The organism is Gemmobacter fulvus, from assembly GCF_018798885.1.
In the GTDB taxonomy this organism is placed as follows: domain Bacteria; phylum Pseudomonadota; class Alphaproteobacteria; order Rhodobacterales; family Rhodobacteraceae; genus Gemmobacter; species Gemmobacter fulvus.
Genome location: NZ_CP076366.1, coordinates 21,130 through 36,514, shown reverse-complemented (window position 1 = coordinate 36,514; position 15,385 = coordinate 21,130). Strand labels below are relative to the sequence as shown.

Here is a 15,385-nt window from a genome sequence, read left to right as displayed (position 1 = left end):
CCTGGCCTCAGCGCCGGGCAGTGTCCTGATGGGTCAGGAACCAGTCATAAGTCGCGGCCAGCCCTTGCTGCAACGGAATCTGTGCCTGCCAGCCCAGCCGGGCCAGCCGCGACACATCCAGCAGCTTGCGCGCAGTGCCATCGGGGCGGGAGGTGTCAAAGCGGATCTGGCCGGTGAAGCCGGTGATGGCGGCGATCATCCGCGCCAGATCGGCAATCGCCAGATCGGTGCCGGTGCCGACATTGAGATGGCTGCGCATCGGTTCGGTTTCGCGGGCATAGGCGGCCTGTGGCAGATCCAGCACGAACAGGCTGGCCTCGGCCATGTCATCGACATGCAGGAATTCCCGCATTGGTTGCCCGCTGCCCCAGATGGTGACCTCGGCGGCACCGCTCTGCACCGCCTCGTGGAAGCGGCGCAGCAGTGCGGGCAGCACATGGCTGGTTTCGGGGTGGAAATTGTCGCCCGGGCCATAGAGATTCGTCGGCATGACCGAGCGGTAATCGCGGCCATATTGCCGGTTGTAGCTTTCGCACAGCTTGATGCCCGCGATCTTGGCCACGGCATAGGGTTCGTTGGTCGGCTCCAGCGGGCCGGTCATCAGGGCCGTCTCGGCCATCGGCTGCGCCGCCGCGCGCGGATAGATGCAGGAGGAGCCGAGATTGAGTAGCCGCTGCACCCCCGCCAGATGGGCCTGATGGATCACGTTGCAGGCAATCATCAGGTTGTCGTGGATGAACTCGGCCGGGCAGGTGGCATTGGCATGGATGCCGCCCACCTTTGCGGCGGCCAGGATCACCACATCCGGGCGGGTTTGCGCCAGAACGGCGCGCAGCGCCGCCGCATCGGTCAGATCCAGCTCGGCCCGGGTCCGCGTCACGATATGGATCGCCGCCCCCGCCGCCTGCCGGGCCTCCAGCTTGCGCAAGAGGGCGCTGCCGACCATGCCACGATGCCCGGCGAGAAAGATGGTCTGCGGCGCGTCAGTCATGTCCATATCCCAGCGCCGAATTCAGGGCGGGCCCACCTGCGGCCACAAATTGTTCTTGTGCGGCCGCATTCCAGACGCTGCGCCAATCCGAGAGGCTGCCCGAAAAGGTGCGGGTGGGGGTGGCGATGGCCCGATCTGCGATCCCCAGAGCATCCGCCACGGCGATACCGCAAAACTCCAGCAGTCGGCGGCAGCTTTCGGCCCGCAGCGCCGGATCAGGGGCTTCGACCAGATCTTCAAAGCGGAACACCCCGACCCCGGGATGGTCTTTCCAGCCAATCTGCCGTGCCGCCCCGTCCATGAAGGGTTTGCACGCGGTCTCCAGAAAGCCGCAGAACCGCTCGGGGCTCAGAGGCGGGCGCGGCGTGGCCGGAGACTGCGCCTGCTGCCGCTGTTCGGCAAAGCGCATCGACGACAGCAGGCAGGCGCGCAGATCCCGGATCAGGAACAGGTGCCGCAATGCCGGAACAGCCGCCAGATGCTGGATTGCCTCGGCGGTGTGGTCGAGATGGGCATAGGTATAGCCCGCCCCGATCAGGCTATGCGTTTCGGCAAGGGTGCTGCTGCTGCGGAACGCCTGTGGGTCACGGATGATCTCTTCCAGCGATCCGGCGCGGGTCCAATCCCAATAATGCTGGTTGCGCAGATGATAGCCGGTGGACCGCAGCCCGGCCTGGTCCAGCAGAGCCCCGGTGAAATAGGTGCCGGATTTCGGGATGGAATTGATGATGCAGACAGTTTCAGCAGACATCACTGCGCCCCTGAATCGGCAACCTGTTTCGACAGTCGGATGGGCAGAGGATTTTGGAGGATCATCCCTGAACCTGCAAGTCGTGCTGTCGTCGCGGTGAGGCGCATGTGCCCGGATCTGGTCATTGAGCCTCTCGTGCCGTCCGTTCCTGTCGCGCCAGCATCAGATCTGCCGCCACCATTTCGGCGCACATCTCGCGGGCGGTGATCTGTGGCGACCAGCCGAGTTTGGCGCGGGCCTTGGCGGGGTTGCCCAGGAGGGTGTTCACCTCGGCAGGGCGGAAATAGCGCGGATCGATGCGCAGCACCACATCGCTTGCCCGGATGCCGGGGGCGAGATCGCCAGTCACGCTCTCGGCCACCGCGACTTCCTCCACGCCATTGCCCTCAAAGCGCAGGGTGACGCCCAGATCCGTCGCAGCCCAGGTCACGAAGTCGCGCACGGAATGCTGCACGCCGGTGGCGATGACAAAATCTTCGGGCGCATCCTGTTGCAGCATCAGCCACTGCATGCGCACATAATCTTTCGCATGGCCCCAGTCGCGCAGACTGTCGAGATTGCCCATATAAAGGCAGGGCTCCAGCCCCTGGGCGATGCGGGCCAGACCGCGTGTGATCTTGCGGGTCACGAAGGTCTCGCCTCGGCGCGGGCTTTCATGATTGAACAGGATGCCATTGCAGGCATAGAGCCCATAGGCCTCGCGGTAATTCACCGTGATCCAATGCGCATAGAGCTTGGCCACCCCATAGGGCGAGCGCGGGTGAAACGGGGTGGTTTCCGTCTGCGGCACTTCGGCCACCTGGCCATAAAGCTCCGAGGTGGAGGCCTGGTAAAAGCGCGTCTCGCCCTCGCGTTTCAGAAAGCGGATCGCCTCCAGCAGGTGCAGAGTGCCAAGCGCGTCGACCTGCGCGGTGTAATCGGGGGCCTCGAAGCTGACCCCGACATGGCTTTGCGCGCCCAGATTATACACTTCATGCGGCTCTGTTTCCGCCAGAATCCGGGTCAGGCCCGAGGCATCGGTCAGATCGCCGTAATGCAGCCGGAAGCGGCCATCGCCCAGATGCGGATCCTGATAGAGATGATCCACCCGCTGGGTGTTGAACGACGAGGCACGGCGTTTGATGCCATGCACCTCATAGCCCTTTTCCAGCAGAAGTTCCGCCAGATAAGAGCCATCCTGCCCGGTGATGCCGGTGATGAGGGCGCGCCGCGTCATGCGGCGCGACCCCGGGCCTGCGTTGCGCTCATTGCGCGGCCCCGACCGTCGTCTCGGTGGTGCGGGGGCGGGCCTTGCGCTGTGCCTCGGCATGGGCGTGCACCCGCTGGAAATGCCCGCGCAGGGCATCGCCTTCGGGCAGGGCCGCCAGTGCCCGCGCCACGGCCGCCGCCAGCGCCGGATCCGTATCCAGCCGGTTCAGCCCGGAAACCGGATCAAGCAACAGCGCCGAGGCGCAGGAGCGCAGCAACAGCACCCCCGCCTCTGCCGCCGGACTGGCCGCCAGCCGTTCCAGCGGATCGCCGCTCTCGGCCAGTTTGGGCGCCGCCGGTGCGGCGAGCCGGGCTTCAAGCTTCTGGGCATGGGCGTGCAGGGTCTTGTAGTTTTTCTGCAGCTGTTCGAGCTCTGCCGACACGGCAGCGGGCGGGGCCGCCGGCGCAGGGGCAGGTTTTGCCGCAGGCGGTGTCGGCGGATAGCGCAGCTTTGACCAGGCCTCATCAGGGCGCGTAAGATCCAGCGGTTCACGCGCGAACCGTCGGTCTACCCCCCCGAAGAGGCCATCATAATCCACCCGTTCGAATTCGTTCAGATGCCCGCCCTTGGTGGCGTTGAAGATCTGGCGTCCCGCACATTCGTACACGAGCCGTGCCATTTTGTAGTTCATCAGCACACGGTCGAGTTTCGGGTCTTTCCAGGTCTTGCCCTTGCCGAAATAATCCTTGTGGAAGTGGTTCGGATCATCCGTGTCAGAGGTCAGGACATCGCCTTTGCGGGCATGGGAGGCCGGAATGATATAGTTGAAGTCCATCCCGATCAGGTAAACTTCGGTGAAGCCCATGAAATAGGCGAGCTGAAGGTTCACATAGGTGACGGACTGCCCGCAATAAGCGACCTTCGAGATATCCGTGGAGAACCGCGGAATGGCATAGTTCGGGCTGAACTTGTCATAAAAACCGCGATTGAGCGGGAAGAAATAGGTTCCCGGCCGTTTCGGATGCAGCGATTGATAGATCGTCGGGAAAAACTTGAAGGGCGTCTCATAAGCGACGATCTCTTCGTGGTTCTCCTTGATGACCGAACTGTCCTCGACCACGAAGAATGTGGGTGCAAAGCCGGTTTCCCGCGTCTTGTAGTAGAAAGAGTTCACGGCAAAGGTGTACTCGTTCTTCAGCAGCGAAAGATCATGTTCGTTGAGTGACGGACCGTTGCCAATGATAAAGCAGCGTTTACCTTTGTAACGGTTGTAGAAAAACTGCAATTGCCGCGTGTCGTCGACGGCGATCTCGCGCTTGACCGCAGGGGCCCAGGCATTGGCAAATTTCCCGGTCAGCTCTTCCGAGTCATTATAGGGTTTCACGCCATCACATTCTGGCGGGAAGACCGGCTCGGTCTTTTCCACTTTCACGAGTTTGATGCGCGTGGCCAGATGGCCCGGCAGGCCATTCACCGTGACATGCGCATTCTCGTGATACAGATCGGGATCGCCGATATGCGGCAGGCGCAGGTCGCGCAGCTCTGCCACCTTTTCGGGCCCGGAATGGCAGCAGTTCTTGTGGATATAATCCGTCACCGACAGGCCGGGCGAATATTCGCAGCGGTAATGTTCGGCCATGTGATTATAGATGTCACGGAAATAGGCACGTTCGGATTCCACGATCGGATGATACTGGTGGAAATAGGCTTGTGAATCCATCCGCACTCGGTGGGGGGGCAGCAGGGCGAACATCGTCACGTCCAGTGCGCGATCCTCGCAGCCATAGCCGACATACTGCTCAAAGCCGCCGATGGAGAGGAAGCTTTCGCGGTTCACGACCAGCATCCCGCCCGCAAGGGTCGTCGGGTTCTTGATGCTGGCTTCGGTCACCGGAAAGGCGTCGAAGCGGCCCGTGTTGCGGAATACTTCGGTCTGGGCCTCGCTGGCATAGAACAGGCTACGATTGGGAGAGATGATGTCGAAATCATTTTGACAATCGAGGATGCAATCCAGGAAATTTGCACCCGGAATGACATCCGTATCAAGGAAGCCCACGACTTTGGCCATGGTGAAGTGTTTTGCGGCAACGTTATAGAGCCAGCCGCGGTTGTAGGCATTCGGGTTGTACAGGAATTCGTAGCGGCAGTCTGCAAAGACGCCATCGGCATCGAACTTGCGGGTCTTGTCCTGTTCCACCAACAGGATGTCGAAGGCATCAGGATAGGTATTCTGCAGATAGCCGACCAGATGCCGCATGTTCTCGCGGCGGCTGTCATCGCCGTCATCCCCGAAGCGGAAGCCGATGACGAGGCTGGCAAGCGGTCCGGTGCCAACCCCCATCTTCTTGCGCAGATCGTCCACGTTCCTGGCAGACAGCGGGGATTGCTGTTCCATCTTGATCGAGCTCAGTGCCGCAGGATCTGCCACCCCGGCCAAAGGCCAGGGGGTTGGTGTTTTCGGCGGCCAGATGGATCGGCGATTCACGAAATAGTCCCGCTTGCGCAGGCCAAGCTCTTCCAGAACGCGCAGATAGATCCAGTCACTGCCCTCTTTGGTAAGATGCAGGTTGTCACAGGTGAACTTCCGCACTTGGGTTTCATTCCACTGGTGCAGATTGATGGTCCGGGGCAGGCCTTCGCACAGGATGCGCGAATAGTCTTCGATCATGTAGATATTTTCGGGGCGCGGCTTGGGATAGTCGCCTTCCCAGCCACGGGCGAACGTGTTGGAGCTGATGAAGATCAGGTTCGGAATGGCCTGAAGCTTGGGCAGCAGAGCATTCTGCAACATCTCTTTGCTATAGAGATTGATTGTGGCTTCGCCTTCATATGTCTCTGCAAAAGGTGTCGAAAAATGCTCGGCAACGGCCTTTTTGCCAAAGATGGCTTCCAGAAGGGGGCGCTTTTTGTTGACGATCTTCTTTTTGCTGAAATCACGCGAGGCCAGCAGGCTCTGCACCTCCTGCTCCGGTGTAACTTCCACCGGGTCAAGAAGGCCTTCCATCATGCTGGACTGGCCGCGGGGAGAATGATCGACGATCCCGCCATGCAGGATGACATGGTCGAACTTGTCTGCGCCCAGAGTATCGAGCACATGCAGGAGATCGGGGATGGTTGTCCATTTATAGGGACAACGCAGGGAGGTGAGCTGTATGCCGGGCGTTTTTGCAAGGCGCTCTGCATACAGCTGATGCGTGGAACCCGCGGGCTTGTGAACGCCCCGGCTATCCGTGAGGAGCAGGACTTTTTGCGTCATCTTTAGAAATCCCGTTGGTCTTGGTCTGCGATCAGAAAAAACCGGCAAGCCGGTCAATGGCGGTGTGGCTGGCGCGGATCACGCCGTCGATGGTGTTGGAGCCGTTATGGGTGCCGAAGATGCAGCGTTCCATCTGGCGCAGCGGGCTGTCCATCGGCAGCGGTTCCACCTCGAACACATCCAGGGCGGCGGAATGGACATGGCCCGATTGCAGCGCGGCGATCAGCGCCGCCTCGTCGATCAGCGGGCCGCGGGCCACGTTGACGATGCGGATACCGGGTTTGCAGCGCGCCAGAACCTCGGCGTTCAGCATGTGGAAATTGTGTTTGTTCAGCGCGCAGGTGAACACCAGAACATCCAGATCTTCCACCGCCTCGGGCCAGGCGGCGCGTTCCAGACCAGGAATGCCCGCATCGCCCTGCACGCCCGGATCATAGGCCACGACCTTCAGCCCCAGCGCCTGCATGCGCGTGACGGTGTTGCGGCCGATATCGCCAAGCCCGACCACGCCGCAGCGACGGCCCACAAGGCTGATGCCCGCCGGTTTGACCCAGCCGCCCGCGCGCACGCTGCGGTCGATCAGGAACAGCTCGCGCGCGAGGCCGATCACAAAGGCGGTGGCCACATCGGCCACTTCGGCCCCGAACATCATCGGGGTATTGATGATCGGAATGCCCAGATCCTTGCAAGCCGCGAAATCGACATTGTCGACGCCGATGCCCCATTTCACCGCTGCGGTCAGCCGACCGGTCTGGCCTGCGGCAAACACCGCGCGGGTGGCCGGGTCATCACCGATGATCCAGCCATCATAGCCGGGCAGCAGTGCCTTCAGCTCGTCTTCGCTCAGAGTCTGGGTAACCTTGGCGGGGTGCAGCTTCAGCCCGCGTTCGGCAGCATAGTCCATGAACAGGCCAATCTGGCCCAGCATCGGCGGGCAGGTAACAAGAACGTCTTTCATTTATTCGGCGGCCTCTTTGCGGGGGCTGCGCAGCGATGCCACGGCTTCGGCCAGCGCCCAGTCTTCCGGGGTGTCGATATCCACGGCTTCCATCTTGTCCATCACATGCAGCAGGGGCTTCTTGCCGATGCGCGCTTTCGTGGTGGCAAAGCTGGGGGCCGAGAAGATGTAGAGGTTGGAGTTTTCTTCGAACCACGGCTCCAGATCCTGGGTCTGGATCAGGTTGTCGGGGTCGTGGTTCACCGGGCTCGCATCCTCGCGGTAGAACCGGGTCTGGATCTTGTTCACCGTGAACAGCGAATCCGCCGTGCCTGCCGCCAGACCGGCGCTGTAGCGCGCGAGGGCGGCATGGATCGTCTCGGCGCTGAGCATCGGATTGGTGGTATGGGTCATCAGATAGGTGTCGGCCGGCACCGCCGCGATATCATCGGCGAGGATCAGGTTCATCGACACGGTATCGCCGCAGAGTTCGGGTTTGCGGTCGCGGATGCGCACGCGCCCGCCCTCGACAAGGCCGTTCTCCGCCAGAATATGACGGGCATCGGTATTGATCACCACTTCGTCGATCTCGTCGATGGCCAGAAGCGCATCCAGGATCCAGCGGAACAGCGGTTTGCCGTGCAAGGGCCGGAAGTTCTTGCCCTTAACCCTCTGGCTGTTGGCTTTCATGGGGAGGAGTGCGACGCAGCGGCCCGAGCCAGTCATCTTGTGCGGCCTTTTCATTGACATGTGGGTAGAAGAACCGCTCTTTCGCTTTCAGCGACAGGCGGCGGTGTTCGTGATTGCCCTTGTAAGAGCCGATATACTGGTTCCAGCGATAGCGCAGCATGTCGAGCCGGGTGGTCGAGCGCACGCCATTGCGCGCGGCGGCGCGCCAGTCGCCGGTGACACTGGTGGCCAGGCAGCGCAGCAGATCCAGCGGCGTGAGCTGCACTTCGGGCATGATCGTGCGCAGCGCCAGCGCTTCGCGTTCAAAGCGGCGGCGCACCGAGGCCCAGCTTTCCTGATGGTGGTGGAACACCGGCGCTTCGGCGATATAGGCGATCTTCATGCCACGTCCGACCAGACGTTTGGCCAGATCCATATCCTCGAGCCCGGTGAGCGTTTCATCGAAAGGATGATCGTCCCAGACATTGCGCAGCAGTGCCGAATTGGCATTGTTGCAGAAGAAGCCGGTCTGTGGCACCGCCGAATGGTCGGGGAAGTATTTGGCGAAGATCCGGTGTTCGCTGTAATTGCTGTCATCATCGCCGATCTGACGGCCATAGCTGTAGGCGGCCCGGCCTTCGATCAGCGGGCGGCACATGTTTTGCAGCCAATGCACATTGACCGGCACACAATGGCCGGAAATGAACACCAGGATATTGCCGGTGCTAGCGGCGCAGCCGCGGTTCAGCGACCGTCCGAACGAAAACTCGGCCTTGGTGATATGGGTGATCCGGCAGCCATGCCGGCGGGCAATCTCGAGCGTGCCATCGGTCGAGCCGGAGTCGATCAGAACGGTTTCCACCTCCAGACCGGGGGTCTGCTGGCGGCCGATCATCACCAGCAGGTCGTCGAGATGCTGGGCTTCGTTCAAAGTGCGGATCACAATACTTGCGCGCATGATTTGTTCTCCACGTTAGGGCGGTACAAATTGATTCCCGGAACATCCAGGAGATCCCGGAACATCCAGGAGACACGTAACAACAGATTATGAATACGCCCTCCGAATAGACCTGTGGCAGGAACTTGTCCATAAATTACGACCTTCACCGCAATTTTGGGCGGGTTTCCGCAGGAAACGCGGCGCCAGAGGCGGAATGGCTGAAAATTGGGCAGAGTTGTGTTCTGAACCGCTTGGGCCGCAGGCAGGGGCCCAAGATGTCAGTTTACGTCGAAAACCTGTCGGTAATCCGCTTTTTGGAAGACCTGACAGGCACCACCCAGGGTTGCGTCAAGGACGCGGCGCCCGGTTTCTTCATAGACCCGGCGGGCTTCGGCATAAGAGGCCTCGGAGCGGGCGAGATCCGGATTGTCCCAAGACTGGTTGCCGAAGTAATCGGCACTGAAATGATTCGGGTCCGGACCGTCGAGGAATCGCGTCTCATGCGGTGCGCCCTGATAGGTGAACCGGTGGTCCATGCCGATGATCACCACCTCGGTGAACCCCATATACCAGGCGATCTGCAGCGCGGCATGGGTGACGGTGCCGCCTTCGCGCACGCCGACCGTCAGATCGCGCGAAAACACCACCGGCGGATTCAGCACCGGCACATGATAGGTGAAGGCATCCTCTGGCAGATGGGCCGCCGCCCGCGCGCCGATGAACTTGATCGCGGTCAGCGCCGCCAGCTCTGCCCGGGCCTGTTTGACCACCCGCGCATTCACCGCCACCAGATAACGCGGTGCAAAACCGAAGCGCTCCATCCCGAGATGGATCTTGTTCAGGCCAATCACCAACTCATGGCGCAGGAAGCTCAGATCCATCTGATTGAGCGAGGGGCCGTTGCAGACGATCACGGCCCTTTCGCCGCGATGCAGATCCTGAAAGCGGGTCAGTTGAGGCATGGTATGGCGATCACTCTATAAAGGGGCACAGAGACGGAAACACATAGACGCGCGGCCCCCGCGACCGGATGGGGCCAGGGCATGCGCAAGTGATATGGGGGCTGTGCCTGTTGTCGCCAAGAGTGTGCTGTTGCCTCTTCCCAGCGCCATTATCCACGCAGAAGCAGGGCCGCGTTATTATGCGCTTCCAGAACACGGAACCCATGCGCAAGCAGATAGGGCATCGCGGTTTTGCCCTTCGCGGTCCAGGCCTTGTCCGCATCAAGCCAAGTGTCATCGAAACAGATCACCCCGTCAGGGGCGAGCTTTTCAACCAGGCTGACGGCACAGTCGAGATGCATCTTGTGGCATTGGGCATCCTCAATGCGGCTGCCGAGGAAACTTTCATATCGGCTTTGGCGCAGTTCACTGTGCTTGCCATGGTCAAAATCATAGGCATCCAAGAACACATAATCGATTTGGCTCTGCCACGCGGCAAGAAAATCCTCGCCCTTGGCCGTGGCGGCGCGGAAGGGCAGACCCAGTCGCCGGAACATGCGGCGGGCGACAGCGGAATTCCGCGGGTCCATATCGACGGTGATGAATTCCATGCCGTGCTCGGCGCAATAGCGGGCCAGTTTTTCCGTAGAGCCCTGTCCGGGCACACGCTCGCGTGTGGTGCCGATCTCGATCATCACGCGGGGCCGGTCTGCGGCGGGCACCGGGGGGTGAGCGGCCAGGTGCGACAGAAGCAGGGCATGGCCATGTTCAGACACCGCAGCAGGCGCATGATTGCCGATGGCGGCTTGCAGCGCCTGACGCTGCGGGGCACCCATTTGCAACGGGCCACTCAGGGCATCGCCTGACAGCAAGGTCAGCGCCATATCCGGTTTGCGCAGCCGCAGATACAGATCGGCGGCCAGCAGGCGCAGCGGGCGCGCATCGGCAGGAATGGTATCTGTCGCTTCGGCCAACAGACCCAGAGCATGAATGTTTTCGCCCTTTGCGGCAAAATGGGCAGCACAGCTCAGGAACAGCAATGCGCTGTCCTGCGGCGGCAGCTGCCGGGAGGTCTGATCCAGTGCTTCGTAAAATCCTTCCGGCCTGTCGAGACAGGTTTCTACAAGTCTGACCAGATCGCTGACATCCAGAAGCTGTGCGGCAGGGATCAACAAGGGGGAGGGCTGTGCTGTATCCCGGGTGACCCGCGCGAGCAGGGGCAGAAAACTACTGAGCCGGGCGCGTGAGTTGCCGGACGCATGGGATGGCAGCGCCCGGCGCGGGGCGGTAGGCGGCATGGCATCCGTCTGGGCGGAAGGGTGTGCCGTTGCTGGCAACTTGTCGGGCGCATAGCCAAGCCGATCACACAGGGTCAGGTATGCGGGGCTGTCCAGGGGCTCTTCGGTCGCGGGGGTGCCATCGCCATAGACAAGCAGCAGTCCCGGGACGGCTTCAGGCGAGCGTTGGGGAGCAAGAGCGGTGGCCAGTTCGATCCGGGCGGCCAGATCATCCGGCAGCGTGAGGTGCAGATGCTGTGCGATCCAGTGCAGGCTGCGCTCAGGGGCATCGGCGATATCTTCGGCCGTGATGATCGGCAGGGCAGCATGATCGGCCAGAAAGGCCAGATAGCGCATTGCGTAATTTTCCAGACTTGTCGGCTGGAAATGCAGCTGCCCGCGTGCCTGCGCCCGCAGGTAGGACAGCAGCGGATGGCAGACCATGACCAGACCGCAGACTGGAGGGGCTTCAGCCCCGGCCAGAGAGGATTCGAGCAGTCGGTGCAGGTCTGGTCCTGCGGGTGCGGCGTCGTAGCGGGACTGGCTGTAGCACCGCATGATCAGATGGAGACCCTGCCGCTCATGCCCGGCGTGGAGGGCGTGTAGCGCGGCGCTGACAGCGTCTTCCTGCATGGCCCGGCTGTCCGTCTGCATCTGCGATGCGGCAGGCTGTGCCAGCACCTGGCCAAAGATATCGCTGGGCTGTGGTGCCATTCCGGCGCCGGCGAAGGTATGAAACGGGTCCAGGCCCGGCAGCAGCCGAAGATTGGGCACCAAGCCGAGCAGTGCCGCAAATTCCGCCTCCCCTGTGCAGGCAAAGCCATGCACAAGACGCAGCGGGGCGGCGGGTGAGCCGTTCTGTGCCTCTAGCAGCGATTCGCATCGGGCCAGCAGGCTGGGCAGGGGCGCCGCCTGATGTGCGGCAAGCATATCGGCCTGAAGTTCCATATGGCGCGTGCGGCCAGACAGCAGGGTCAGCGCCTCTTCGATGCTTTGGGCGAGAGCTGCGGCAGTCTGCGGCGCGATCTGGGCATATGTCTGCGGCAGATCGGACAGAATCGGATTTTGAGCGGCCCTGCTCTTGGAGGCCGCATCTTTCGACTTGCGCTTTGTCTTGCTCATTGCCGAGTCTTTCTCAACGGGCTCATCTCTGTGCGCCGCTGCGCCGCGAGGAGGTGCTGGCTATGCAGGCAGAGGATCATGCCTTGATTTTCCTCGCCTTTTTTCCGGGCAGAGCTTTGCTGGGCTGTTGCCTCAGCGCGGTCTCAGCGGCACTTGCCTCTGCAAGCGCGAAGTTCTGCAATTGCCGGGCGGCTTCGTGCAGGCGGGGGGTCAGTTGCCGCAGCAGGTCATCCTGTTCCTGCTTGATGGCTTGCACGGCCTCATAGCGCTGCCGCAGCTCCTGAAGCTCGCTTTGAGCGGTCGTCTGAAGTCGCAACGCCAGGCCAAGCTCATTGCGGGTACTGCGCAGATCAAACGCATTCCGGCTCAGATCCTCATTGGCCTGCGAGAGCTGGTTGCGCAGCGTGGCGATGGTCTTGTCCAGCTCGGCAATGCGGGTGCTGCGGCTGGTTGCCAGCTTTTCCGCTTCGGCCAGGGAGGTGGTCTTGCTGGCCAGTGCGGCTTTTGTCTCGGTCAGGGTTCTGTCAAGGGCGGCACTGCGGTCTGTGGCGGCTTTGAGTTTGGCCTCGGCGTCGGTCAACGCGGTGGCTTTGGCCGCCAGCGCGGCTTTTGTCTCGGCAAGGGTCTTGTCGAGGGTCGCAGCACGTTCGGTTGCGGCCTTGAGCTTGGTCTCGGCCTCGGCCAGCGCGGTGGCCTTGGTCGCCAGCGCGATTTTCGCCTCGGCCAGCGCCGTGTCGAGGCTGGTGGCGCGGTCGGTCGTGCCGCTGATCCGGGCCTCGGCCTCGCTCAGGCTGGCGTCCTTGGCGGCGAGGGCCGATTGTGCCTCGGCAAGGCTCTGTTCCAGCGCCGCAAGCCGGGTGGCGGCGCTGGCGGCTGCGGCATGGGCGCGCGCCTCGGCCTCGGTCAGCGCGGTTTCGGCCTGCTGCGCCCGGCTTTCCAGCGCCTGCAGGGCGGTGCGGGCCTCGGTCAGCGCGGCGGTCTGGGCGCGGGCATGGGCATCGGCACGCAGATGCAGCACCGGCCAGTCCGGGTCGGTCTGATCGCGGCGGTCCAGCGCGAACCCTTCGGCGACTAGCCAGCTTTCCAGCGCGGCGCGTCCGGCGGCCCCGTCATGGAACGGCTCTTCGCCGCAGCGCAGTTCCAGCCGGTCGATCTGCGCCAGCGCCCCGGCGGCCTTCCAGCCGGTCAGGATCTCCTGCTCGGCGCCCGCTGCTTCAAGGATCACATGCAGCGGTTGGTCGAGCGGGCCGAGCCGGGCCAGCAGCGTCGCGGGCGACAGCACCTCGACCACCGGCTGGGCGCGGGCGCGCAACCCCGGAAACAGGCCGCGCAGAGCCGCATTCGGGCGGCGCAGGCTGCTCAGATCGGGGAAATTCATCACCTCCAGCGTGGCCTCGCCATCTGCGCCAGCCACCGCCAGCGGCAGCACCTCGATCCGGGGTTCGTCGCGGGTCTGGCGGATCAGCGCGGCGGCCAGTTCGGGATCCGGCTCTACCAGCACGATGCGTGACAGGCCGGAGCTTTGCTGTGCCGCCAGCCGCTCTCCGCTGCCGGCCCCGATATGAACAAGGGTGCCGGAGGCGGTGAGGGCAGGATCAGGCAGGGGCATCAGGGTCTCTCTGGGCGTCAGGCAGGCGGGCGGTATTGGCCAGACCTGCGGAAAAGGCTTTGCGCGAACATAGGCGGCGGGGCGGGGGTTGTCACAGGGTTTTTGCCGGGGGCGGGTGGCCCGGGGCCGCAACCGGCGGTGTTGCGCCAGCAGGCCGACCAGCGCGCGCTGTCTTCACGGGCAGGGTAACCAATCCCGCCCTAGACTGGCCCCCTTTCCCTCCGCGAGGTCTTTTGGATGCCCGATGATGTCTCGGCAGTGCTGAACCTGCCTTATATCCAGCCTTCACAGGCACAGAAACACGTCACGCATAACGAGGCGCTGCGGCTGCTGGATGTGCTGGTGCAGCTGGTGGTCACGGATCGCAGCCTGACCGTGCCGCCCGCAGCCCCCGGGGCAGGGGCGCGGTATATCGTGGCCGCCGAGGCGGGCGGGCCCTGGGCCGGGCAAGAGGGCGCGATTGCCCTGCACGAGGCCGGGGGCTGGCAGTTCTTTGCGCCGCAGCCGGGCTGGTCGGCGCATGTTCTGGCCGAGGCGGTGACGGTGGTGTTTGACGGCGTGCACTGGCGCGCCCCGGTTGAAGAGCCGCAACTGTTCTCTGAACTGGGCATCAATACCAGCGCCGATGCGACCAACCGTGTGGCGGTGGCGGCGGCGGCCACGCTGTTCAGCCATGTGGGCGACGGGCATCAGATGAAGATCAACAAGGCCGGTCCGGGTGCGACGGCCAGCCTGCTGTTCCAGAGCGGCTGGTCCGGCCGGGCCGAACTGGGGCTGGTGGGCAGCAATGACTTTTCGGTCAAGGTCAGTGCCGATGGCGGCAGCTTTGCCGAGGCCCTGCGCGCCGAGGCCGAGACGGGCCGGGTGCTGGCGCCGCAGGGGCTGCTGGTGGCACAGGGATCGGCGGGGGCACCGGGCCTCGGCTTTGCCGGCGATGCCGATACCGGCCTCTGCCGTCCGGCGGCGGATCAGATCGGCTTTGCCACTGGCGGCATCCAGCGCGCGCTGCTGAGCGCCAGTGCCCTGTCGCTGTCGGTACCGCTGGCGGGCACGGCGGTGACGCAGGGCACCACCGACACCACGGCGGGGCGGCTGCTGAAAACCGGGGATTTCGGGCTGGGCGTACCGATCCCGCTGGGCAGCGCAGACAATCTCGATACGCTGGGCAGCGGGCTGTTCCTATTTCAATTCCACAGCCAGCAATACATCGGGCAACAATTACCCGGTTTCCTCGGCGGGGGCGCTGCTCAATCTGCGGCGCTCGCTGACCAACTGGACACAGATCTTCTGCACCTATGTCGGCGCGGGCCATGGTCAGATGTTCTTTCGTTCGCAGGGGGCGGCAGGCTGGTCGCGCTGGAACGAGATGTCCCATTCGGGCCGTTTGTTGGGCACGGTGAGCCAGAGCGCGGGCCTGCCCACCGGCGCGGTGATGGAGCGCGGCAGCAATGCCAATGGCGAGTATGTGCGCTTTGCCGATGGCACGCAGATCTGCACCCAGACCCAGTCCGGGGCGACCTCGGGGCCGACCAGCTGGGTCTATCCCGCGGCCTTCGCGGCGGTGCCGCGGCTGTCGGGGGTGGCGCTGGCCAATGTGCTGTCCTGTCTGGTGCTGGATGCCGCCCCGGGTGTCAAGCGCGAGCTTCACCCTGCGCGACAAGGCCGATGCGCTGCGCGCCGATGTGGCGCGGCTGACCGCCATC

12 protein-coding genes are annotated in these 15,385 nt (G+C 63.2%); 2 read left to right on the top strand and 10 right to left on the bottom strand.

What is annotated here, in order from left to right:
* Positions 1 to 7: 7 nt before the first annotated feature.
* The 4 genes from KM031_RS21945 to KM031_RS21930 form a co-directional block, all read right to left on the bottom strand.
* Positions 8 to 991, bottom strand: a complete 984-nt coding sequence (locus tag KM031_RS21945) for a GDP-L-fucose synthase family protein (protein ID WP_215507034.1) — start codon at positions 989 to 991, stop codon at positions 8 to 10.
* Positions 984 to 1,742 (bottom strand): sulfotransferase domain-containing protein, encoded by a 759-nt coding sequence (locus KM031_RS21940; RefSeq protein ID WP_215507032.1) that lies wholly within the window; start codon positions 1,740 to 1,742, stop codon positions 984 to 986. Before KM031_RS21940 ends, KM031_RS21945 begins: the two co-directional genes overlap by 8 nt.
* 121 nt (positions 1,743 to 1,863) lie before the next feature.
* Positions 1,864 to 2,958: a GDP-mannose 4,6-dehydratase gene (gene gmd, locus KM031_RS21935; RefSeq protein ID WP_215507031.1), complete on the bottom strand. Its 1,095-nt coding sequence runs from the start codon at positions 2,956 to 2,958 to the stop codon at positions 1,864 to 1,866.
* Positions 2,959 to 2,986: 28 nt separating this feature from the next.
* Positions 2,987 to 5,719, bottom strand: coding sequence for a 6-hydroxymethylpterin diphosphokinase MptE-like protein (locus tag KM031_RS21930; RefSeq protein ID WP_215507029.1), 2,733 nt, complete (start codon positions 5,717 to 5,719; stop codon positions 2,987 to 2,989).
* A gap of 66 nt (positions 5,720 to 5,785) precedes the next feature.
* Between KM031_RS21930 and KM031_RS21925 the strand changes: the two genes are divergently transcribed.
* On the top strand, positions 5,786 to 6,193 hold the full coding sequence (locus tag KM031_RS21925; protein ID WP_215507026.1) for a hypothetical protein: 408 nt from the start codon (positions 5,786 to 5,788) through the stop codon (positions 6,191 to 6,193).
* Positions 6,194 to 6,218: 25 nt separating this feature from the next.
* Here KM031_RS21925 and KM031_RS21920 read toward each other — a convergent pair whose 3' ends face one another.
* From KM031_RS21920 to KM031_RS21895, 6 genes are all read right to left on the bottom strand, one after another.
* Positions 6,219 to 7,145, bottom strand: coding sequence for an NAD(P)-dependent oxidoreductase (locus KM031_RS21920; protein ID WP_215507024.1), 927 nt, complete (start codon positions 7,143 to 7,145; stop codon positions 6,219 to 6,221).
* Positions 7,146 to 7,814: an acylneuraminate cytidylyltransferase family protein gene (locus KM031_RS21915; protein ID WP_215507022.1), complete on the bottom strand. Its 669-nt coding sequence runs from the start codon at positions 7,812 to 7,814 to the stop codon at positions 7,146 to 7,148. It abuts the gene before it with no gap.
* Positions 7,789 to 8,751, bottom strand: coding sequence for a glycosyltransferase family 2 protein (locus KM031_RS21910; RefSeq protein ID WP_215507021.1), 963 nt, complete (start codon positions 8,749 to 8,751; stop codon positions 7,789 to 7,791). Before KM031_RS21910 ends, KM031_RS21915 begins: the two co-directional genes overlap by 26 nt.
* 260 nt (positions 8,752 to 9,011) lie before the next feature.
* Positions 9,012 to 9,695 carry a 6-hydroxymethylpterin diphosphokinase MptE-like protein gene (locus KM031_RS21905; RefSeq protein WP_215507019.1) on the bottom strand — a complete coding sequence of 228 codons (684 nt, stop codon included), beginning with the start codon at positions 9,693 to 9,695 and terminating at the stop codon, positions 9,012 to 9,014.
* Positions 9,696 to 9,844: 149 nt separating this feature from the next.
* Positions 9,845 to 12,073 (bottom strand): O-methyltransferase, encoded by a 2,229-nt coding sequence (locus KM031_RS21900; RefSeq protein WP_215507017.1) that lies wholly within the window; start codon positions 12,071 to 12,073, stop codon positions 9,845 to 9,847.
* Between the two features lie 76 nt (positions 12,074 to 12,149).
* Positions 12,150 to 13,682, bottom strand: coding sequence for a hypothetical protein (locus KM031_RS21895; RefSeq protein WP_215507015.1), 1,533 nt, complete (start codon positions 13,680 to 13,682; stop codon positions 12,150 to 12,152).
* A gap of 237 nt (positions 13,683 to 13,919) precedes the next feature.
* On the opposite strand from KM031_RS21895, the gene KM031_RS22735 reads away from it, so the two are divergent.
* Positions 13,920 to 15,377, top strand: coding sequence for a DUF2793 domain-containing protein (locus KM031_RS22735; RefSeq protein WP_246567295.1), 1,458 nt, complete (start codon positions 13,920 to 13,922; stop codon positions 15,375 to 15,377).
* The last annotated feature ends 8 nt before the right edge of the window (positions 15,378 to 15,385 follow it).